Genomic DNA, 21,812 nt, shown 5'->3' on the forward strand with positions numbered 1-21,812 from the left:
GCATCAGCGTGCCAGCACGCCCGGCCTCGTCCAGTCGATTTTGATCTCGATCGGCACATCGATCACCGTCTGCGATTCGCTCGGCTCCAGTTTCCTACGCAATCGGTACTGGCTGAGCACTTGGTCGAGTACATAGACCTCGATCGAATCGACGCAATTGTTCGACACCCAGACGATCCAGTACCACGGGATCCCGGCGAGCGCGTACTCCGCGAGCTTGTCGGCCATGTCCACACGCTCGGTGCCCGGCGCACGACCATCCGGCGTATCAACCTACGCTGACCGTGACCGAGGGGTAGCCGGTCGCGCCGTCGGGGATGACGTCGCGGCGCTCGGCGGTTTGGGTTTCGCCGGCGCCGTCGGTGGCGCGGGCGCGCAGGGTGTGCGGGCCGGGGGTGGCGTCCCAGTCGAAGACCCACTGGCGCCAGGTGTCGATGGACTGCTCTTCGGAGAGGCGGGCCTGTTGCCAGGGGCCGTCGTCGATCTGGACTTCCACGGCGCTGATGCCGCGATGCTGCGCCCACGCGACTCCGGCGATGGGGATGGTGCCCGGCTGGAGGCGGCCGCGGGCGCGTGGCGTGTCGATGCGGGCGCCGGTCTTGATCGGGCCTTGCGCCGACCAGCCGCGGCGGGTCCAGTACGCGGTGGCGCGGTCGAAGCGGGTGACTTCCAGTTCGGTCACCCATTTGGTGGCCGAGACGTAGCCGTAGAGACCGGGCACGACCAGCCGGGCCGGGTAACCGTGCTGCACCGGAAGCGGTTCGCCGTTCATGCCGATCGCCAAGAGCGCGTCGCGTCCGTCGGTGAGCACCGCCAGCGGCGTCCCCGCGGTCCAGCCGTCGGCGCTGTGCGAGAGGACCATGTCCGCGTCGGGGTGTGGCCCCGCCTCGGCCAGCAGCTGATCCACGCGGTATCCGAGCCAGCGCGCGTTGCCGATCAGGTCCCCGCCCACCGGATTGGACACGCAGGCCAGCGTGACCAGGTGTTCCTCCACCGGGCGAAGCGCCAGATCCGCCCAGTCGAGCCGAATCTCGCGATCGACCATGCCGTGGATGCGCAGCGACCAGCCGTCCTTGGACACCTGCGGCACGATCAGGGCGGTGTCGATCCGGTAGAAGTCGTCGTTCGCGGTCAGGTACGGCGTCAGCCCTGGGACGCGGAGGTCGACGCCGGGCGGGACCGGCTCGGTGGGCGCCGACGGTTGCGGCAACCGCACCGCGGCTCGCTCGCCGGACACGTCGCTGCGGCGCGCGCCGAGCACCCGCCCGCCGATCCCCGTGACCGCCGCAAGCCCGCCGGCCACCAGCAGTCCCCGCAAGACTTGCCTGCGTTCCGGAGCCGCCGAGCCGGACTCCGATGTTCCGCTGGCCGATGCGGGCGAGGCCGCCTCGGCCTGCCGCTCCCCGGACGCCGCGTCGATGCGACGGGTCAGCGCGCGCAGCGAGTAGATGCCGACGGCGACGCCGACGACGGTCGGCAACGCGGCGGCCAGGCCGGTCCGCGATACCGCGATCCATGCCGTGATCACCCCGAACACGGCGAACAACCACGACCCGGCGGCCCGGGTGGTCCGCTCGATCGCACCGGCCACCCCGGCGACCAGGACGGCAATCACGCCCATGATCACGTACAGCGCGGCCTTGTCGCCGGTGCCGAAGGTGGTGATGGCCCATTCCCGCACCCCATCGGGGGTGTGGTCGACCACGGCCGAACCGAGGACGTGCAGCGGCGCGCTGTCGGGGCCGAGGAAGGCCGCGAGCAATTCGGCGACGCCCAGGGTCAGACCCGCCGAGACGATCCCGGCCACCACGCGCGGTCGCAGATCGGCCATGGCATCGAGACTACTGCCGGTCGTCCGCCGCGCGGGTCGGCCACCGACTACTCCCTGGTGGCGGTCCGTGACACGCGAAAAGCGCTGCCCGCGCACGGACAGCGCCTTTCTGCGATCGGTTCAGTTGTAGATACTCGCCACGTCGTCGGCGTGCTGCTTCATCACGACCGCGCGCTTGAGCGACATCTTGGGGGTGAGCTCGCCGGTCTCCTGGGTCCAGTCGATCGTCAGCAGACGGATCTTCTTGATCTGCTCGGCCTTCGACACCTTCTTGTTCGTCTCGGCCACCGCCGCGTTCACCTCGGCGAGCAGATCCGGGTTCTCGATCAGCTTCTCGATCGGGGTGTCGGCGGGCAGGCTGTTGCGTTCCTTCCAGCCGGGCAGCGACTCCGGGTCCAGCGTGATCAGCGCGCCGATGAACGGCTGACCGTCGCCGACCACCATCACCTGGCTGATCAGCGGGTGCGCCCGCAGCGAGTCCTCCAGCAGCGCGGGGGAGACGTTCTTGCCACCGGCGGTGACGATGATCTCCTTCTTGCGGCCGGTGATGGTGATGAAGCCGTCGGCGTCGATGGCGCCGAGGTCACCGGTCTTGAACCAGCCGTCCTCGAAGGCGTCCTCGGTGGCCTCCGCGTTGCCCCAGTAGCCGCTGAACACGACCGAGCCGCGCAGCAGCAGCTCACCGTCCTCGGCGATCTTGGCGGCGTGGCCCTCGATCGGCCGGCCGACCGAGCCGACCCGGATGTGCTCCGGGGTGTTGACCGAGATGGCCGCGGTGGTCTCGGTGAGGCCGTAACCCTCGTAGATGGTCACGCCGACGCCGCGGAAGAAGTGGCCGAGCCGCGCGCCGAGCGGGCCGCCGCCGGAGACGGCCGCCTCGCACTGGCCGCCCAGGGCCGCCCGCAGTTTGCTGTAGACCAGCTTGTCGAACAGCGCGTGCTTCAGCTTCAGCACCACGCCGGGTCCGCCGTTGTCCAGCGACTCGCTCCACGCGATCGCGGTCTCGGCGGCGGCGTCGAAGATCTTGCCCTTGCCGCCGTCGTGCGCCTTCTGCTTGGCGCTGTTGAACACCTTCTCGAACACCCGGGGCACCGAGAGGATGAAGTGCGGCCGGTAGCTGCCGAACTGCTCGACCAGGGTGGACCAGTCGGCGGTGTGCGCGACGATCACCTTCGCGTCGAACGCGGCCAGCGCGACTGCGCGGGCGAAGACGTGCGCCAGCGGCAGGAACATGAGGGTCTTCTTGCCCTCGGTGACGTACTTGTGCAGCGCGATCCGGTCGGATTTGGACTCCGCGTACAGGTTCGCGTGGGTCAGCATGACGCCCTTCGGGCGGCCCGTGGTGCCCGAGGTGTAGATCAGCGTGGCGGGCGACTTCGCGCCGACCTGCGCGCGGCGGCCGTGCACGATCTGGTCGTCGAGGTCGGCGCCTGCGGCGGTCAGCTCGTCCAGCGCGCCCTTGTCGATCTGCAGGGTCTGGCGCAGGTCGGGCAGCGACCCGGCTTCGATCTCGTCGATCACCTTGCGATGCTTGTCGCTGTCGACGATCAGCAGCTTGGTGGCCGAGTCCTGCAGGATCCACTTGGCCTGCTCGGCGGCGGAGCTGTCGTAGATCGCGACGGTGCAGCCGCCCGCGGCCCAGATGGCGAAATCGAGGACGGCCCACTCGTAGCGGGTGGGGGCCATGATGGCGACGCGATCGCCGAGTTCGAGACCCGAGGCGATCAGGCCTTTCGCCACCCCGGTAACCGTTTTCGCGAATTCCGCGGCGGTGACGTCCCGCCACCCGCCACCGCCGTTCGGCACGTTGAACAGCACCGTGTTCGGCGACTGCTCGGCGTGGCGGAAGACGTTGTCGGAATTGTTCGCGTCATCCGGAATGGTGTAAGAAGCCGGGACTTCGAACTCTCGCATCAGTGCCCTTCCACGTGGGTTTACTCGCCAGTAATCTACGACACCTGCGCCAGGGCCGTGAGGTCGACCACCGCCAATCGCCTCCGTACATCACCGCAGGCTGGGGACCCGCTCGAATTTCATCCTAGTTCGCGCAGGTCCGCCGGTTGAACGGCTTCGCGCAGGAACTCGGCGAGTTCGCGCAGGACGGCCGCGGCGGGCGCCGCAAGCGCGGCCTGCAGTTGAGCGACGTGCCACAGGCCCTCGCTTTCGGTGAAACGCACCTGCACCCCCGCCGCGCGCAGCGCGGCGACCAGCGCGACGCACTGCCGGTGCAGCAGTTCGCTGACGTCCACCTGCACATAGGTCGGCGGCAGGCCGCGCAACTCGCCGGTCAGCGGGGCGTAGACCGGGTCGGCGGCATCGCCGTCGCCGAGATAGGCGGCGGCGCAGGCGCGTGACCAGGGCTTGCTGATCACCAGATCGCGTTCCCGATCCGGGATCTCGTTCGGGTCTGCCCACGGCGCGATCAAACCGAGCGCGGCCGGGGTCTGCCCGTGCCGGGCGATCAGTCGCTGTGCCAGCGCGAGCGACAGCCCGCCGCCCGCGGAGTCACCCGAGACGGCGATCCGGTCCGGCCGCAGACCTGTCGCCACCAGCTCGAGGAACGCCGCCTCGGCGTCGTCCAGTGCCGCCGGTAAGGGGTGCTCCGGCGCCAGCCGGTAGTCCAGCACGTAGACCGGGCAGCCGACGTCCCGCGCCAGCCGCGCCGCCAGCGAGCGATGTGTCGCGAGCGAGCCGACCGCGTAGCCGCCGCCGTGCAGATAGAGAACCGCGCCGTGCTCGCAGGTCTTCGCGAAGTCGATCCGCTCGGCGGGCCTGCCACCGAGGCGCGTGGGTCGTACCACGGCGCCCGCGGGCAGCAACTGCGCCCGCGAACTCACGTCGAGCAGCCTGCGCTGCAGCGTGAACGGCAACCGCTTGTTCAGCGTGGCCCGGAAGATCGGATTCAGTACCGCCCGCGCCAGCGGCAGGGGCAGGTCGATGTCCCGCATTCGTCGTTCCTCGAATCCGCGATCAGGGCAGGAAGCGGCGTTCGACGTTGGCCGCGATCCGCTGATAGCCCGACGCGGTGACCCGCACGAACAGATCCAGCAGCTTGGCCTCCCAGCCGATCAGCACCCGGCCCTGCCCCTTGCGCACGCCCTCGATGATGGTCTGCGCCGCCATCTCCGGGGTGTGGATGGCCAGCTTCCGGTCGAACATCGACGCGGCCGACTTGGCATCGATGCCCTCGGCGTAGGTGGCGTTGCGCGCGACGGCGGTCTTGATGCCGCCGGGATGCACACAGGTGACCTTGACCGGGTGCCGGGCGACCAGCATCTCCTGGCGCAGCGACTCGGTGAAGCCGCGCACCGCGAACTTCGCCGCGTTGTAGGCGCTCTGTCCGGGGATCGCGATGAGGCCGAAGAGGCTGGACACGTTGACGATGTGGCCGTCACCGGACTCGATGACCATCGGCAGGAACGCCTTGGTGCCGTTGACCACGCCCCAGAAATCGACGTCCATCACGCGCTCGAAGTCCTTGTACTCCGAGCGGACGACCTCGCCGTGGTGGGCGATGCCCGCGTTGTTGTAGACCTGATGCACCGTGCCGAAGTGCGCTTTCACCGCGTCGGCGTAGAGAATCACCGCTTCGCGTTCGACCACGTTCAGCCGGTCGGACTTGACCTCGGCGCCGAGCTGCTCGCAGCGGCGCACGGTCTCGGCGAGACCATCGACATCGATGTCCGACAGTGCCAGCTTGGCGCCGCGCCGGGCCAGATTCACCGCCAGCGCGCGGCCGATCCCGGAACCCGCTCCGGTGATCACACATACCTTGTTCTTGAAGTAAGCGTCACTGCTCACGATGCCACTGCTTTCAGGTCTGCCGAGGAAATGGAGATGTCGTACGCCGCCACGTCGAATGTCTTGGTCAGCCGACGGAATTCGAAGGTGAAGTCCGGCCACAGCGTGGTGTTGTTGCCGTGCTTGTCCAGGTACCAGCTCGAGCACCCGCCGGTCAGCCAGACGCTGCTCGCCAGCTTTCTCTGCAGGTCGGCGTTGTAGGCATCCTGCACGTCGCGGCGCACTTCCACGGTACGCAGGTCGAGACGGTCGAAGGTAGCCAGCGCGTCGGCGATGTAATTGATCTGCGATTCGATCATGTACACCATCGAGGTGTGCCCCAGGCCGACGTTCGGGCCGAGCAGGAAGAACATATTGGGGAAATTGGCGATCGCGGAGCCCTTGTATCCCTGCTGCCCGATCTCGTCGAACACCTCCGACAGGGTGCGCCCGTCGCGGCCCGTGATGGTGTTGTAGGTGGGGGAGTCGGTGACGTGGAAGCCGGTCGCCACGATCAGCGCGTCGATCTCGCGCTCGGTGCCGTCCTTCGTGACGATCGAGTTGGCGCGCACCTCGGCGATGCCGTCGGTGACCACGTCGACGTTGGGACGCGAGAGCGCGGGGTAGTAGTCGTTGGAGATCAGCATGCGCTTGCAGCCGATCCGGAAATCCGGCGTCACCTTCGCGCGCAGTTCGGGGTCGCGGATCTCGTAGCGCAGTTTGGCCTTCGCGATCGCCTCGAACAGCTGCATCAGGGCGGGCGCCTTGGCCAAGCCGATCACCTGGGTCTCGCGCGCGGCGTAGATGGCCGCGCGGGACAGTCGCTGCAGGCCCGGCACGTGCTTGAAGGCCAGTCGCTCGGCCGTCGTGTACGGGCGGTCAAGGCGCGGCAGCAGCCACGGCGCGGTGCGTTGGTAGACGTCCAGGTGACCGACCTTCGGGGCGATGGCGGGCACGATCTGGATCGCCGAAGCGCCGGTGCCGATGATGGCGACCCGCTTGCCGGTGAGGTCGGCGTCGTGGTTCCAGCGCGCGGAGTGGAAGATCTCGCCTTCGAACGCGCCGATGCCCTTGATGTCCGGCAGCGCGGGCTCGCACAGCGCGCCGACGGCGGAGATCACGGTGTTGGCGGTGAAGCTGCCCTTGGTGGACTCGATCTCCCACAGCGCGGTCTCGTCGTTCCAGCGGGCGCTGGTCACGTCGCAGTCGAAGATGTGCTTGTCGCGCACGTCGTAGCGCTTCGACACGTCCTGGATGTACTGCTGGATCTCGCCCTGCCGGGAGAACGAGCGCGACCAGTTGGGGTTCAGCGCGAACGAGTACGAGTACAGGTGCGAGGGAACGTCGCAGGCCGCGCCGGGGTAGGTGTTGTCGCGCCAGGTGCCGCCGACGTCGCTGCCGCGCTCCAGCACGAGGAAGTCGTTGCGACCCTGCTGGGTCAGCCGGATGGCCAGACCCAGACCCGCGAACCCGCTGCCGATGATGATCGTCCTCGCGTGGCGCGTGGGTCGGCCGGCGACAGCTTTGTCTGTAACCTTGCGACTCATGTAATCCAGCCTACGGTCCTATTGAGCGCGAGTCAACAGTGTATTGACTGGCGTTCAGTAGGATTGGGCGCGTGACGAGAACCCAGGGAGACGCCCCCAAGCGGACGCGGCTGAGTCCCGACGAGCGCCGCGAGCAGCTGATCACTCTGGGCGCGAAGATGCTCGGCGAGCGTTCCATCGAGGACATCTCGGTCAGCGAGATCGCCGCGGAGGCGGGCATCTCGCGCGGCCTGCTGTTCCACTATTTCCCGACCAAGCAGGACTTTCAGCTGGCGATCGTGCACCACGCCAACGCCGAGTTGCTCGAGCGCGTCGCCCCGGACCGCTCGCTGGGGCTGTTCGAGATGCTGCGCGACTCGATCGAGCGCTACATCGAGTACGTCACGGAGAACCGGACCTCCTACCTCGCGCTGCTGCGCGGCCCTACCAGCGTCAGCCCCGAGCTGGCCCCGCTGGTGGACCAGACTCGCGACGCCATCATCGGGATCATCCTGGCCGAGACCCCCGTGCCGGTCGCCGAAGCCGACCATCCCCGCCTCATGCTCGCCATGCGCGGCTGGATCGCGTTCGTCGAGGAATCCACGCTCACCTGGCTGCGCTCCGAGCCCATCTCCCGCACGGAGCTGATCGACCTGCTGGTCGAATCGCTGATCGCCATAGCGTTCTCGGTGGATCCGGCTTTGGCTGCGGCGCTGAGGGGTTGACGAGTTCCTGCGTGGAATCGGTCGCCGCTGTGGCGCTGCCCACACGCCGCACTTCGCATGCCCTTGTGCTGCCAATACCGTGCTGCTCCAGTGCCTTTCGATTTTGTGTCGGAAATCCCGGCGCATACCGTTGTGTGGTCGATGGTGTGGGACGGCGATGGAGGCCGCCGATGTTGGTCATCAATGAACGAACGACGGCGCCGCGATCCGAACAGCGCGTGCTCGACTGGATGCGGACCTGGACCGGCCAGTACGTCATTGTCGGACTCGCGATCTCGGGGTGTTACCTACCCGACCGTGAGCGCAAGGACGAAACGCAGGAAGCCGATCTGGTGGTGATCACCCCCAGGGCGGCGGTCGTCGTCGAGGTCAAGGGCACCGTCCCGGAGGCGACGAGCGGTGTCCTTTCGGTGCAGGCCAACGGCCGCTGGCGGCTGTCCGGCTACGCGGGCGACCCGATCCACGTGCGCGACCACGACAGCAGTCCGTTCGACCAGGTGACGAACAACGTCTTCAATCTGAAGGCGCTGGTGCGCAAGCACAACGCCGAGGCGTTCGTCGACGGTCTGATCGTGGTGGTGCCGCCGAAGGATTCGAACCTCACGCTGAACATCGAGTCACGCAGGCGCGGTTGCGCGGTGGTGCTCGGAGCCGGGCAGGCCGATCTGCGGGCGTGGTTCCACCGCACCGCGAGCCGCAAACTCCTCTGGACCGCCGAACGCACCCATGCCCTGCTGACCGACTTGAACCTGGGCGATCAGGTCACCGTGGACGACCTGGTGGCGGACGGTTTTCCGCCGGAGCGCAAGTTGCGGGCCGGGACGCTGGCGGCGTTGGACAGCGTCACGCGCAAGGCTCCTGAACTCGACGGTAGGGGGTCCTCCGAGGATTCCGACGCGGGTGACGTGTCGGCTGGTGCGGGAGCGGCGGCCGTGGCAGCTGTGCCGGAGCAGCCCGATGCGGTACCGGAGGCACGGGATACTGTGCCGGAGGTGTCCGATGCGGTACCGGAGGCACGGGATGCTGTGCCGGAGGTGTCCGATGCGGTACCGGAGGCACGGGATGCTGTGCCGGAGGTGCCGAATGCCATTGCGGAGTCGCCGGCTGCCGTTCTGCAGTCGCCGGACGCCGTTGCGGAGGCCGCGAGCCTCAGCGCATCCAGTTCGACGGAAACGTCCGGGAACGGAGGCGAGCGAGAGGTAGATCGGCAGGTCACGGAGTCGGGGCAGTCGCCTGCGTTGCCCGCGCCGAAGGAGACCGCCGTCTCGGAACTCGATACCGAGCATGAGGTGTCGGAGCCTGTGTCTTCGGCGCGGTCCCGTGCCTCGAGCTCGCAAGCCGACCGGTCATCTCGGCAGTCGCTGGAGGACACCGCCCTCCCGGACAGCAGCCAGGCCCCCGCGTCCGAGCCGCATCCCGCGCACGCACCCGTTACGCCTGCACGCGCACCGGCCGCTGAAGTGGACCCTTTCGCACCGGAATTCCTCGCGCCGGAGCCGGTACCGGCGCCTACGTCGGACACGGCAGCTCATTCCGACCGGTACGCCTGGGAAGAAAACCGGCCGGCCTCGCATCTTTCGGATTCGCCCCCGCCCGATTCCGATGTGTGGAAGAACGATCGCCACGAGTCGCCTCGCTTCGAAGGCAGGCTCGCGGCGAGGCCCGAGGCCGAGTCGTATCCAGACGAACCGGAACCGTTCGCGACCGGAGCTGCGGCGTCGGTACGGCGTGCCCCGGCTGAGCCCGACGGGCCTGCGCCGACTGACGCCGAACTCGATTCTGTCGATGCGGAATACGGCCCGGCCGCGCGCCCAGCCGCCGCACCGTCGTCGTTCACCGACAGTTGGTCCTCGTGGATCGATCCCGCCCCCGACCGGCCGCTACGCCCCCGTCCGGTGCAGGCTCCCGTGCCGAGCCGACCCACGTCGTGGTCCACACCCACCCGCGAACCGGAGCCACTGCGCCGCCCCACGCCGACCGCCGTTCTCGAGCGGCGTCCACGGGTGGCGGTGCGCGAGCAGCTGACCGCACTGTCCGCGCGCATCCCGGGGCGCGGCTCCGAGAAATCGAAGTCACGCGGCCACCGCTCGCAACAGATCGCCGCGGTGGCGCTGATCGTGCTCGTCATCGGAACGATCTGGATATTGGCCGCCTCCTGCTCGACACCCGCGGGCGGCGCCGTGCGCCCCACCCAAGCCCCCGTGCTCACCACCGAGGCAGTTCCGCCTCCGCCGACCGTCACCGAAACCCCGGCCCGCATGAACCTGCTGCCGTTGTGCACTCCGTTCACACCCAAGTGCTGACGACGTAGTACGGCACGCGCTCAGAGGCGTCGGCCGCCGGAGCGCTCGGCTGCAAGCGGGGTCTCACGCCCCGGCGTGCAGGTAGGCCGCCCAGAGCGAGGGCGTGGCGGGAAGTGCGTCGCGCACCTGGTGGACGGCTTTGTGCAGTGCGTATGCGGCATCGGTTACGTCGTCCAGCGCGGTGTAGAACGCGTCGGCGATCTGGACAGCGATTTCGTCGTCGATGGTCCATAGCGTGCCGATGACGTGCGGGTATCCGGCGAGCTGGAACGCCGAGGCGAGATGGATGGCTTCGTCCAGGAGCCTGCCGTTGGTGGTCAGGGCGGTTTCGCAGGCCGAAAGGTAGGCCAGCCGTGCGCGGTCCAGTTGGACCGAGGCGAGTTCGGCGACGGTGAGCGGGTCCGTGTCGTGGTCGTGCAGCAGCAGGTGGCTGCGGGACGGGTCGGCCGGATCGTTGGCGCCGTGGCAGGCGAAGTGCACGATGGCGCAGTCCGCCAAGCGATCGAGGACATTGGCCTTGGTCGGGAAGGCTGTGGTAGCGCCAGGTGACGCCGCGATCGCCGAGCCGTCGGTGAGACCGGACTCCGGTTCGGTGAGCGTCGTCGCGGACGGCAGGTGGGCGGCGACCGCGCGGACTTCATCGGGCACGTGGTGCAGGCGCCCCGCGACCCCCGGAGTGGTAGGCATCGCGACGATGAGTGCGCAGCCGCGAGCAGGCTCGGTGCTCGATGAACGCCCGCGCGCGTGGCGAAGGGCGGCGATGGTGGGCGTGTAGGAGGAGACCACCCGGTCCAGCACCGCACGACCTGCGGGACCAGGGGGCTTGGTGTGGTATCCGGCGGCGTGGATGGGCAGCAGCCCCAGCAGACCACCCGGTATCCACCAGACCCGAGGGCCTGCCCCATCCGCGGCGGACCGTTCCCGGTAGCCCAAGGCGTCCAGGACGGGGCCTGCGGCGTTGTCCCACAACCATTCCAGGATCCGGCTGAGTTGTCGCTGGGCCGCTTGCCGCTCCTGCCCGGTGCGGCCTTCGCCTGCGACTCGCAAGGCTTCGTGGAAGGCGAGAACCTGGTCGATCACGGTCTCGAGCGACAGGCCGGGCAGCGGCAGGCAGGTGGTTCCGCCAGGGGTGAGCAGAAGCGCATCGCAGCGATATCCGCTGATATTGAACGCCACCACCGGGCCGTGGCCGGCCTGAGCGATGAGTTCCTCCGCCGATGGGGGCAGAGCGAAGGATGCGAATCCAGGTAGCGCACGAATTCGCGCCAGCACCTCGTTCAGCTCCCGCGCCGATCGTGCCCGGTCCGCGATCGGGTCCGCGGCCGCGTCGGGCGCGGCGGGGGCATCGGTAGGTCGGTCGAGCAGCTTCCGGAGTCGGACGAAGTCGGAGGCCAGCTCGGGGTGCTGCGCTTCGAGGTCGGTGAGGTCACCGCGGACCTGCACTGCTTGGCTCGACAGCACCGCCCGCCCCGCCTCCAGCAGCCGTAACGCCAGAATGGGGCGCTCGTCCGGTGGTGTGCCCGGATCTCGCAGCGCCAGTGCGGCCGCGTCGGAACCGAGTCCGGCGTACTCGCCGAGGACATGCTGTTGATCCGGCCGCGCCAACTCGCGTGGCGCGAGTTCGGGCAGCAATCGGATCGCTTGTCGCAGCAGCTCCGCCGCTCGGCCCGGCTCCGCTGTCGCGGCCAGCTCGGCCGCACTACGAGCTGCCCGTATACGTAGCGAGGGCGCGGCTGTGGCCAGCTCGGCGGCGGCCTGCATGGCGTTCGTCGCCTCCTGCCGATCAGCCGCGCTGCCGGTCCGTTCGGATCGGGCTGCCACAGCTTCGGCGAGGTTGATCCGCACGATGGCGTGTTCGGGATGGTCGGCGGGCATGGCCGCGACTGCCTGCCGGCCGATTCGGATCGCTTCGTCCAAATCGTCCGGCATTCCGGTCTGCTCGAACCGGATATGCAGCGGGAGGGCGAGGTTGGACAACCGGTTGGCGAGGTCGGGGTGGTCTGCGGGTGTCGCCTCGACCGCCTCCCGGCATAGTGCGATCGCTTCGTCCAGATCAGCCGCCGACCCCGTCCGTTCGGACCGCTTCGAAAGGACAGCACCGAGATCCGACAGCGTCTCGGCACGAGCGGGGTGGTCGAGCGGGAGGATGCTCGAGGATTGCCGGAGGGTGACGATGGCTTCGTCCAAAACGGCCGGCGTTCCCGTCCGCTCGAATCGCCTCAGCATGGATGCCGCGAGCTCCGACAGCATGGCGGAAAGATCGGGATGATCGGTTGGCGTGGCCGCGACGGCCTGCCGACCCATTCGGATCGCTTCGTCCAAATCGTCCATCGCACCCGTCCGTTGGAACCGAATCCGCAGGGGGATGGCGAGATTGGACAGGTGGCGGGCTCGGAGAGGGTAGTCGGCCGGTGTGGCCGCCACCGCCATGCGATTCACTCGGATCGCCTCGTCCAGATCGGCCTGCGCACCCGTTCGATCGAACCGCCTCCACAATCCGACACCGAGATTCGACAGCATCGTGACACGCCAGGGATGGTCGGGAGCAAGGATGTCCACGGCTTTCCGGAGGGCGCTGATCGCCTCGTCGAGGTCGGTCGTCAGCCCTGTTCGGTGCGACCGGGCCACCAGGCAGGTGGCCAGATTCGAGCGGGTGACGGCCAGGCCGGGGTGGTCGGCGGGCGTGGCGGCGACCGCATCCCGTCCGATCCGGATCGCCTCGTCCAAGTCGGCCATCTCGCCGCTGCGCTGAAATCGGCTCAGGAGGCAGGTGACGAGATTGGACAGTGTGGTGGCCAGGTCGCGATGGCCGGTGGGCACGGCCGCCACCGCCTGTCGGCCGATCTCGATCGCCTCGTCCAGATCGGGCAGTCCTCCTATCCGCTCGAACCGCTTCAGCAGGGCATTCGCCAGATTGGACGATGTGCTTGCCAGGTCGGGATGATCGGCGGGCGTGACGTCCACGGCTTCCCGAAGCGTGGCGACAGCCTCGTCCAGATCGCTCATGTCGCCGATCCGCTCGAACCGCCGCAACACCGTGGCCCCGTGAGCGGACAGGATGTTGCCCAGGTCCAAGCGGTCGGAGCCGAGTGCCACCGCCTGCCGACCGAAGCGAATCGCTTCGTCCAGGTCGGCCTGTGACCCGGTACTTTCGAACCGGTTCAGCAAAGCGGTCCCGAGCGTGGACAGCGACACGGGGCGGCTGGCGTCGTCGGCGTATTCCGCGGCTTCCCGGAGCAGAGCGATGGCCTCGTCCAGATCGGCCGCCGAGCCGGTTCGCTGGGACCGTAGATGCAGGGCGGTTCCGAGAATGGACGTACTGTCGGCGCGCTCGGGATGATCCGGGGTCGCGGCCGCTACCGCTCGCCGGCCGAATCCGATCGCCTCATCCAGGTCGTGCGATCGCCCTGCCAGCGCGAATCGAGCCACCAGAGCCCGGCCGATGCTGGTCATCCGGCCGGTGCGCTGCGCGTGACCGGGTGGCGTGCCTGCCACCGCCTGCCGACCGATTCGGATCGCTTCGTCCAAGTCGTCCCACGCACCGGTCACCTCACCTCGCATCCGCAGGGAGACGCCGACATCGGACAGAATGCCGACACGCTCGAGGTGGTCCGTGGCCGCCACCGCCTGCCTGCCGACCCGGATCGCCTCGTCCAGATCGGGCAACGCCATCGTCACCGTGAACTGATGCCGCAGGGCGCGACCGAGCGCGCTGATCCTTCCGGCGCGCTCGGGATGGTCGGTGGGCGTGGCCGCGATCATCGACCGCAGCATGAGGACCGACTCGTGCAGATCGGCGATCGTTCCTGTCCGCTCGAACCGGATCCGCATGGCCAACGAGAGAAAACCCAGCAGTCCGGCCACGTCGGGGTCATCAGGCGGCGTGGCGTCCACCGCTCGTCGAGCTGTGCGGATCGCCTCGTCCAAGTCGGCCGACGTCCCGGTGTGCTGGAAACGGGTCCACAGTCCGCCACCTAGTTCGCCCAGGACGACGGCGAGGTTCGGGCTGTCGGCGGGGATGGCGTCGACGGCTTTCCGCAGGGAGTCGATGGCGTCGTCCAGATCGGTCATCGCCTCTGTCTCCTTGAACCGGCGATAGAGAGCGTCCGCGAGGCGGAACAGAAGCAGCGCCCGCGCGGGGTGGTCGGCGGGGGTGGTGGCCAACTTCCGTCGCAGGAGTTTGATCGCGCCCGTGCACAAGGTGGCGTTGACCGTCACACCGCATCGACCCCCACGGTTTGCCCATCGCCTGCCAGCTGATCACCGATCACCTCTGGCACAACGGTTTACGGCGATATGATCGCACGGCACGCGCTCACCGGCAGTGGCTCCGGCGGCAGTGCCTGTCGTATTCACCTGTGCACCTGGGGGTTCGGTTGCCGCCGTCACAAGATGCAGCGCGAGTCACCGCCGGGTTGGCGTATCTCTGTGGTCACCTGCAGGAGATCCGCAGCACCCTCGGCGACGACGAGACGGACGCCTCGACCCCGTTGCGAAAGCTACTCGACGCGGTCCGGTCGGGGTCCGGGGCGGACATCGCGACCACGCTGGATGCGGTGCACGCCGCTCTGCGCACGGTGGGCGACGCGCGCGGAATCTACGGACACCACCGCGGTCTGACGCCGGTCGGCGTGCACAGCATCGAGGTCGTCTACCGCTGCCCACTCGAACGCTGCGACGGCCGTGGGCGCGACGAGGTCGATGCCGACCCACCCCACTGCGCGATCAGTGGTCAGGAACTGCGACGAGAACGGCTCTCATGAGCGGGCTGTGGAGCGAACTGGCGAAAAAGCTCGCCGAGAAGTGGTTCTCGCTGCTCGTTCTGCCCGGCGCGTTCTATCTGGCGCTCGCCGCCACCGCGCGCACGCTCGGCCATGCGCACGCACTGGACGTCGGCCTGCTCACTCGGCGTGTCACCGACCACGCCAAGAACCCGGCAGTCACCAGCACCGGCGGGCAGGTCGTCGTCCTGGCCGCGCTCCTCGCCGCCGCCGCGGCGATCGCTTTCGTCGCCCAATCGCTCGGAACGCTTATCGAGCGAGGTGTACTAGCCGCGGAATGGCAAGCGTGGCCGCTGCCGGGACGGTACCTGGCTCGGCGATCCCTGTCCCGCCGTCAGCGCCGCTGGGACAGCGCCAACGCCGACTATCTCCGGGAATACCAGCAGGCTTTGGCTCCCGATCCGACTGCCCGACCCGATCCGGCGCTGCGACACCGTGCGGCCCGCCGACGAGCGCGCATTTCGGTCGAACGCCCCGAGCGCCCGACCTGGAGCGGCGACCGCATCCACGCCGCCGCGCTCCGGCTCGACCGCGACCACCATCTCGACCTCGCGCCCGCGTGGCCGTCGCTATGGCTGGTCCTGCCGGATCCCGTTCGCGACGAGATCACCACCGCCCGCACCGCGCTTTCGCGAGCCACGACGCTCGCGGCCTGGTCCGTTCTCTACCTCGCCCTGACCATCTGGTGGTGGCCCGCCGCACCCCTCGCCGCCGTCATCGCGGCAACCGCCCATCATCGAATCCGCACGACGACCGACACCTACGCCACCCTTTTGGAAAGCGCCGCCCGTCTGCACGCCACCACCCTCGCCACCCAACTCGGCATCGACCACACCGGTCCACTCAGCCCGCAGCTCGGTCACGCCCTCACGCGTCACCTGCGCCCGTCGACCGCATGACCCTGGCAGGGGCCGCAGCGTAAAGTGTTGGCTGCGTTGCCCATTCGACTCCAAGACGCTGTTTGTGTGCTGAGTGTCGGCGGAATCGTGACGCTGCCAGTAGCACCGATCTCTGGAAGGACGCGTGTTCACCACTACCGAATCCGAGCTGGACGATCTCTACGCGGCCATTGAGAAATCCGCGCGGTTATGGAACGTGCCTTGCACCCGAGAGGCTGTCCAGCCCACTCTGACGGCATACGGCGCGATGCTCACGCGCTCGGTGATCTCTCTCCGAGTTGTCACCGACGCCCGCCGCGCGGGAGATCTCGATTACCGCTTCTTGACGCTGCCCAGCGACGTCGACCCCTACGGCATCGCCCTTTCCAACGGGCTCCTTCCCGAGACCGATCACCCGATCGGCGCTCTGCTGGACCAGGTCCGCGAGCGGTACCCCATCCACAGCTACGGAATAGATATCGGTGTAGTCGGCGGCTTCAAGAAAATCTGGCCGTTCTTTCCTGCCGACGGCATGCAGAAGGTATCCGAACTCGCCGAACTACCGTCCATGCCACCCGGTCTCGCCGACCACGCGCGCATGTTCGCACGTCACGGTTTGGAAGACAAAGTCGGCTTGCTCGGCATCGACTACCACGACAAGACGATGAACGTGTACTTCCCCGGACTGCCGGCCGACTACTTCGAACCCCGCGCCATCGTGTCGCTGCACCGGGATGCCGGACTTCCGGACCCCAGCGATCGCTTCCTCGCGCTCACCGAGAAAGCATTCGATATCTACGCCACCATCAGCTGGGAATCACCCCGCATCGAGCGCCTCTGTTTTCCGGTGATAACACCGGACCCGAGAACGCTTCCGGTTCCGATCGAACCCCGCTTCGCGCACCTCGTCGACGAAGTTCCGATCAGCACGCCCGACCGCCGATTCACCTATGCCGCCACCTCGTCACCCGACGGGGAGTCCTACAAGTTCAGTTGGTTCTATCAGTGGCAACCCCGGATTTTGGACAGGATGAAGACTTCCGATTCATAGAACTGTCGACAGGGCGTGTCAGCTGACGAGTCCCACTCCTGCTGACACGGCCTTTCGATAGCGGTGCCGACCGGGGGAGTTGGACGGCCGCCTCGAACGGCGCCCCTGCTGATGAAGATGTTCGGCGCGTAATCTGCCGGTCCTGGAATCGGTGTACCGGCGGTCGCCTAGGGGATGACAGGGCTGCTGTGACGTGGTCGATCCGCCGCCCGCGGATCAAGCATGTCAAAGGCGTTCCCAACAACAATCCTTCGAAGGGGACCTGGCCCGACACGATTACAGGCGAGGAACTCGATGAGCTGGCCGAAGCGGCTGAGAACTCACCGGCACGCGGACCCAACCACGACGGCAACTTCGAACGCGAGGTCGACGCCGGTAAGGTCATCGGCAGCGTGTCGGAGCAGTTGGGTGGTCACGCCACCAGCCGGTACAAGATCATCACCGACCGATTCGGCGGCATCATCACCATGTATCCGATCCCGTAAAAGCCAGGGAGTTGAATTGGGAATCGACATAGTTGTGCAGTTGTGGCGGGTTAGGCCGCAAACTGTGAGGAGAGAGCCGAGGCTGGCCCGCAGATCGGGCCGGACCGCGTCCCACGGTATATCGGTGCGGAGCCAGTCGACTTTTCGCACCTGCCGGAATTCCTTCGGCTCGTCCTGACGGAATTCATACGAGCCGCTGACTCTGCCGTTCCCCCATTACAGTTCACCGAACCCGGTTCGATTCATACCGGAGATCGCAGGTCTCCGCCTCGATTTCGACAGGGCCAGCGGGTACGGCCGGTTCGAGGCAATGAATACCGGCGGGCCGGTTTGCGACCGCTGAAGATCCGTGAGAAGTACCGCCAAGTTAGTTGCGATTCATCGCATTGATGACCCACACGATGATCCGTATCGGGTGCCCACATTCCGCAAGACAACTGGATCGGCACCACGGAGAAGGCAACGGACGTCGTGTTCGAAGCGCTCGGCTTGCGGAGACCGGAGAAGCGAACACCGTTCACCACTGGCGGAAGTCGAGCTTCACCAGCCCGGAGACTTGTGTAGAGGTTGCCGCGATTCCAGGGGGCGTACTGGTCCGCAACAGCAACGCACCTGAGGCCGGAACATTGGAGTTCACCCGAGCCGAGTTCGCCGCTTGGCTGGAGGGATGCAAAGCGGGAGAGTTCGACGACCTCGCTGTCTGATGCGGTGGGCGGCGTGAGCGCTCCTCGACCTTGTTGCGCCGCACGACCGACCCGACCGCACCGATCGATCGTCTGCCAACGCTACGGCCGCCGAGTTACCGCGGTGCCGTTTTTGTCGCAGGCGGAGTGGGGTCGACGAGTCGCACCTCGAGAGGGGCAACGTTTGCGTCGAGACGTACGGCACGGCTGTAGACGCCGTCGGGAGGAAGATACCCGCGGATGTACGCCGCTCGTTGAACCGCACCGTCTTTTGTGAACACGAGAATGCTGCCACGCTCTGTGAAGATGGGTTCCATCTCGACCGGAGCGCCGACGAACGCCTCGACTTTCGCACGGGTGTCGGCGGTCACGACGTAGACCCTGTCCCAATCACCGCCGGTGAGATCACGGAGCAGAGCTGAGCCGTGCGTGCGGAAGAGTTCGTCCTTCTTCGCCTCCAGATCGGTGTCTTCGATAAGGTGTGGACCTGTCGGTCGAGGCTCCACGAATTCGAGATAACGCGGGTAGCCAGGCGCCCGAAGCTCGACGTCTGCGGTGTAGAGCCCTGAGATCAGTGGCACATCAACCCAAGTCGCATGCTGAACGCCGTTCCCTCGCGCGAAGACCAGCACTGACGCGCCACTTTTGGAGAAGGTGTCCTCCATCTCCACTGGTGCACCGACTTCTCGCTCCACCTGTTCCCGGCCGAGGTATTCCTGCTGGTACACGTAGACGCGGTCCCAGCTTCCGCCGGCAAGGTCGCGCAGCGGCGTGGAGCCGCCCTTCCTCCACAGGTCGTTCAACTGTGCGGACAGGGCCTTGTCCTCACTCAAGTGTGGTTCGAACGGGTCGCCAGCCACATATGCCAGAAGTCCGACCACCGCCAACACCGGCACAGCGACGAGAAGAACGCCCCACAGCACCCTGCGAAGCCACTGTCCCTTAGTAGTAGGTTCCGTTCTTGGGCTCACCGCGCGTCACCTCCGGGTCGTGACCACCTCGCGCCGGGGGCTCTCTGTCGGTAATCCCCGTGTCGCCGAATGGCACCTGGTTGCTGTACTTCAGTTGACCGTCGGGTCCGACGACAACCAATTGGCCGTTTTCTACCGCCTTCTTCACGAGCTCCTTCAGCTCGGTGGGCGACGCATTCGGATGCTCGGCTTGGATTCGACGACCGACCTCGTTGTTGTGCAGGTCCATCGCCTCCGCGCTCGCGTGTGAAGTCGGACCGTCGATCCGCTCGTGCGCAGTCGTGTACGCGTTCGCCCAGTCCTGGCCGAATTCTTTGGACAACAGAGTGTTCCAGTAGGCGTGCCGGAACGCGTCGGCGTGACCGTCGCCCACGCCGCCCGCACGTGGCTTGTCCTCGAAGATCGTCTTCCCCTCTTCCGATGCGGCCTGCTCGATCATGGAGAACGCCAGGACACCATGCAAGTCCAGTTCGGACAGCATCCGGGCCTCACTGGCGGTAACTCGTCTGGGCTCGAATCCGGCGGCTGCCAGAGCTTTGCCGAGTGCGCTCTCCGGGTCGGTAGGGAACATGACCGTCCCGTCCGGATCGGGTGTGACGTTGTATTTGGCCAGCAGACGCTCATGTAGCGTCGCCGGTCCCGCCCCGGCGGGTCTGCCCTTGATCTCGGCTACTTCGGCTGGATCGGTCGTGAAACGATCCGCTGCCGACTGCGGTGCCGACAGTCGAATATCTCCTATGACCTGTGTGATCTGGGGAGCCCACGTCTCCATGGAGGAACCGATGTGCTTGGCTTGCGCCTGCAGGCTGATGGTGTCATTGGTGGCCCGATCCTTGTCACCGCCGTCGGGCGCATGAACCGTCCAGTCCTGCTCAACCGTAAAGCCCTCGGACATGAGCAGCAGCGCTGTGGACGTCAAAAATGAGACGGCGTAGGACATGTCGTTATAGGCGCCGATCGCCAGTTCGCCGAGCCGACCGTGCGCATCGGCGATCCTGCGAACGTACTGGTACTCCTGATCGGCGCGATCTGTCGCGGCGCGGCTCGCGGCGCCCGACCACTCCAGTGCCTGGATCTGCCGGCGCATCGCGTCGGCCGTGGCGTTGAGCCCTTTCTCGACATTCTCTGCACGTTCGCCGAGCGCCTTCAGGGCCGATACGTCCAACGATCGAGACTCCGTACCAGCAGAGATGCTGATGAGGTCGGCGAGCTTCGGAATCCACATCGGTAGGTTCTCGATTCAGTTCAACTCGCCCATGGCGTTCAACTGGTTGGCCAGATCGACGTCCACACCGTGGAACGTTGTGGCCGTGAGATACAGCAGATGGGCCATCCATCGGTACCGTTTCTCGATCACGATCTTGGCCTGCTCGCTCGCGCCATCGGCGTCGCCGAGCGCGGTGGCGATCGGCGAATCACGCAGAGACTTGATGCAGTCAGCGGCATCCAGACGTGGCGTCTTCACTGGATCTTTGACGTCGTCGGCAATGAACTCCAACACGCGCGCTGCGTCTGTCAGCGTCACGGGGTCGATCTGCACTCCAGCCTCCCCCATATCAACGGTCCCGGAGCGTACAGCGTACATAGCGGTGTGATCAGGCTGCCGGGGGTGGGGTTCCGACTCCTATGCTCGTTCCGTGAACCCACCGCCTAGATCGGTTGCCGATAGCTGGGCCGATTCCCGAAATTTCTATGCAGCAGTTCTTTTCGCGGAGGCCCGAACAGTGGCGCTGCCGCCTGGTCAGCCAGTGCTGAGCGGTTGGTACCTGCTTCGATTCCACGATGACAGCTTCTATGTCGGCGAATCTGTGAACCTACGCGGCCGGATGGTTGGGCACCGCGCGAAGTGGGGCGACGAGATCGCCACGGTGCGGTTTCGGCCGGAGATAGCGTCGAAACAGAAACTCAAGCGGCGTGAGCGAACCTTCACCCATGAGTTGGAGACGCTCGGCGTACCGCTACGGAATGTGATCAACGCGAGAGTCACCGCTGGGCGCGACGCCCTCGAGGAATTGTTGCCCGTCGGTGAGCAGGATCGGTGGCTGGCCGACCCGCAGGTCTACAACGCCGCCGATGCGACACCGCTGAAGCCGATGCCGGCGCAGGAGGTCCGATACGCGGCAAACGCGCGTCGGTACCAAGCGAGGCCGGGGGCTGATGAGGTCACCGCGCTGCTTCGCGCCTTTTTGGACTCGTCGGTTCCCGTGCCGCGCGCGACTGAGTTCCAGTATTGGTCGGTCAGCACCGGGACCTATGGCGGCAAGCGCCGTTTCTGTGTGAGCGTCGGTGCGATGGAGGTATTCGTCGTCTCCGACGAGCTGTCGGGCTTTCTCAATGTCCGCCGCAGCCTGCTGGTTCCCACCGCCGAGGCCGAACACGAATTCCTGCGCCGGCATCCTCGGGTGCGGTTGTCGCACGGCCGGTATGCCGACGCGGGAAGTGACGATGTCGCGGTGCAGTGCTGGACTCTGGACAGTCTCCAGCGCCTTGTCGATGACCCGCGCGTCACCACCGCAGCGGCCCGATTAGTCCTCGACATCATGCGTAAGCACTTCTGCATCTACACCCGTTACCACTGTCCGCAACTGGTGCAAGCGGTGTACCCCGAACACCCGCGGCCAGGGTTGCCGAGGGATGCCGCGACGAAAAGCGCCGAAGCCGTGCGGCAGTCGCCCGCATTTCAGGACAGCAGCGAGTCCGTGGACGACGGGGGCATGGGTGTTGCTCAGGCATTCGATGCCGATGGGTTGAGCGGTTCGGTAACTGGTGAAGTGATCACATGAGTTGTGGCTAGTCAT

The 21,812-nt window shown here is 66.9% G+C and carries 18 protein-coding genes; 8 read left to right on the forward strand and 10 right to left on the reverse strand.

The window, feature by feature from the left end; genetic code table 11:
• Positions 1 to 3: 3 nt before the first annotated feature.
• The 6 genes from ACH49X_RS29435 to ACH49X_RS29460 form a co-directional block, all read right to left on the reverse strand.
• Positions 4 to 228: a hypothetical protein gene (locus ACH49X_RS29435; RefSeq protein WP_357109987.1), complete on the reverse strand. Its 225-nt coding sequence runs from the start codon at positions 226 to 228 to the stop codon at positions 4 to 6.
• 40 nt (positions 229 to 268) lie between these two features.
• Positions 269 to 1,831 carry a molybdopterin-dependent oxidoreductase gene (locus tag ACH49X_RS29440; protein WP_357207765.1) on the reverse strand — a complete coding sequence of 521 codons (1,563 nt, stop codon included), beginning with the start codon at positions 1,829 to 1,831 and terminating at the stop codon, positions 269 to 271.
• 120 nt (positions 1,832 to 1,951) lie between these two features.
• The gene (locus ACH49X_RS29445; protein WP_195082109.1) at positions 1,952 to 3,745 is read right to left on the reverse strand and encodes a long-chain fatty acid--CoA ligase; all 1,794 of its coding nucleotides are present in this window, start codon (positions 3,743 to 3,745) and stop codon (positions 1,952 to 1,954) included.
• 119 nt (positions 3,746 to 3,864) lie between these two features.
• A complete protein-coding gene (locus ACH49X_RS29450) occupies positions 3,865 to 4,779 on the reverse strand; it encodes an alpha/beta hydrolase (RefSeq protein WP_195082108.1) in 915 nt (304 codons plus the stop codon).
• Between the two features lie 22 nt (positions 4,780 to 4,801).
• Entirely contained in the window at positions 4,802 to 5,632 is an 831-nt protein-coding gene (locus ACH49X_RS29455; protein ID WP_357207768.1) for an SDR family NAD(P)-dependent oxidoreductase, read from the reverse strand.
• Positions 5,629 to 7,158, reverse strand: coding sequence for an NAD(P)/FAD-dependent oxidoreductase (locus ACH49X_RS29460; RefSeq protein WP_195082106.1), 1,530 nt, complete (start codon positions 7,156 to 7,158; stop codon positions 5,629 to 5,631). Before ACH49X_RS29460 ends, ACH49X_RS29455 begins: the two co-directional genes overlap by 4 nt.
• Positions 7,159 to 7,229: 71 nt before the next feature.
• Between ACH49X_RS29460 and ACH49X_RS29465 the strand changes: the two genes are divergently transcribed.
• Positions 7,230 to 7,862 (forward strand): TetR/AcrR family transcriptional regulator, encoded by a 633-nt coding sequence (locus tag ACH49X_RS29465; protein ID WP_357207771.1) that lies wholly within the window; start codon positions 7,230 to 7,232, stop codon positions 7,860 to 7,862.
• 11 nt (positions 7,863 to 7,873) lie between these two features.
• Positions 7,874 to 10,165: an NERD domain-containing protein gene (locus ACH49X_RS29470; protein ID WP_357207774.1), complete on the forward strand. Its 2,292-nt coding sequence runs from the start codon at positions 7,874 to 7,876 to the stop codon at positions 10,163 to 10,165.
• Positions 10,166 to 10,228: 63 nt separating this feature from the next.
• Here the strand turns inward: ACH49X_RS29470 and ACH49X_RS29475 are convergent, their stop codons facing one another.
• Positions 10,229 to 14,383 carry a CHAT domain-containing protein gene (locus ACH49X_RS29475; RefSeq protein WP_357207776.1) on the reverse strand — a complete coding sequence of 1,385 codons (4,155 nt, stop codon included), beginning with the start codon at positions 14,381 to 14,383 and terminating at the stop codon, positions 10,229 to 10,231.
• 197 nt (positions 14,384 to 14,580) lie between these two features.
• Between ACH49X_RS29475 and ACH49X_RS29480 the strand changes: the two genes are divergently transcribed.
• From ACH49X_RS29480 to ACH49X_RS29500, 5 genes are all read left to right on the forward strand, one after another.
• A complete protein-coding gene (locus ACH49X_RS29480) occupies positions 14,581 to 14,928 on the forward strand; it encodes a hypothetical protein (protein ID WP_195082103.1) in 348 nt (115 codons plus the stop codon).
• Positions 14,925 to 15,845 carry a hypothetical protein gene (locus ACH49X_RS29485; protein WP_357207778.1) on the forward strand — a complete coding sequence of 307 codons (921 nt, stop codon included), beginning with the start codon at positions 14,925 to 14,927 and terminating at the stop codon, positions 15,843 to 15,845. Before ACH49X_RS29480 ends, ACH49X_RS29485 begins: the two co-directional genes overlap by 4 nt.
• A gap of 124 nt (positions 15,846 to 15,969) precedes the next feature.
• The gene (locus ACH49X_RS29490; RefSeq protein ID WP_357207780.1) at positions 15,970 to 16,875 is read left to right on the forward strand and encodes an aromatic prenyltransferase; all 906 of its coding nucleotides are present in this window, start codon (positions 15,970 to 15,972) and stop codon (positions 16,873 to 16,875) included.
• A gap of 188 nt (positions 16,876 to 17,063) precedes the next feature.
• A complete protein-coding gene (locus tag ACH49X_RS29495) occupies positions 17,064 to 17,360 on the forward strand; it encodes a hypothetical protein (protein WP_357207782.1) in 297 nt (98 codons plus the stop codon).
• A 401-nt stretch (positions 17,361 to 17,761) separates the two neighbouring features.
• Complete coding sequence (locus tag ACH49X_RS29500) at positions 17,762 to 18,064, forward strand: DUF397 domain-containing protein (protein ID WP_357207862.1); 303 nt, start codon at positions 17,762 to 17,764, stop codon at positions 18,062 to 18,064.
• 95 nt (positions 18,065 to 18,159) lie between these two features.
• On the opposite strand, the gene ACH49X_RS29505 is transcribed toward ACH49X_RS29500, so the two are convergent.
• The 3 genes from ACH49X_RS29505 to ACH49X_RS29515 are packed head-to-tail and all read right to left on the reverse strand — an operon-like array spanning position 18,160 to position 20,554.
• Positions 18,160 to 18,939 (reverse strand): hypothetical protein, encoded by a 780-nt coding sequence (locus tag ACH49X_RS29505; RefSeq protein ID WP_357296720.1) that lies wholly within the window; start codon positions 18,937 to 18,939, stop codon positions 18,160 to 18,162.
• Between the two features lie 46 nt (positions 18,940 to 18,985).
• The gene (locus ACH49X_RS29510; protein ID WP_357207788.1) at positions 18,986 to 20,239 is read right to left on the reverse strand and encodes a DUF6973 domain-containing protein; all 1,254 of its coding nucleotides are present in this window, start codon (positions 20,237 to 20,239) and stop codon (positions 18,986 to 18,988) included.
• A 15-nt stretch (positions 20,240 to 20,254) separates the two neighbouring features.
• Complete coding sequence (locus tag ACH49X_RS29515) at positions 20,255 to 20,554, reverse strand: hypothetical protein (RefSeq protein ID WP_039800482.1); 300 nt, start codon at positions 20,552 to 20,554, stop codon at positions 20,255 to 20,257.
• Between the two features lie 97 nt (positions 20,555 to 20,651).
• Between ACH49X_RS29515 and ACH49X_RS29520 the strand changes: the two genes are divergently transcribed.
• On the forward strand, positions 20,652 to 21,797 hold the full coding sequence (locus ACH49X_RS29520; RefSeq protein ID WP_357207790.1) for a GIY-YIG nuclease family protein: 1,146 nt from the start codon (positions 20,652 to 20,654) through the stop codon (positions 21,795 to 21,797).
• Positions 21,798 to 21,812 lie beyond the last annotated feature (15 nt).

Source organism: Nocardia sp. NPDC019323 (assembly GCF_044389845.1).
Lineage (GTDB): Bacteria > Actinomycetota > Actinomycetes > Mycobacteriales > Mycobacteriaceae > Nocardia > Nocardia implantans.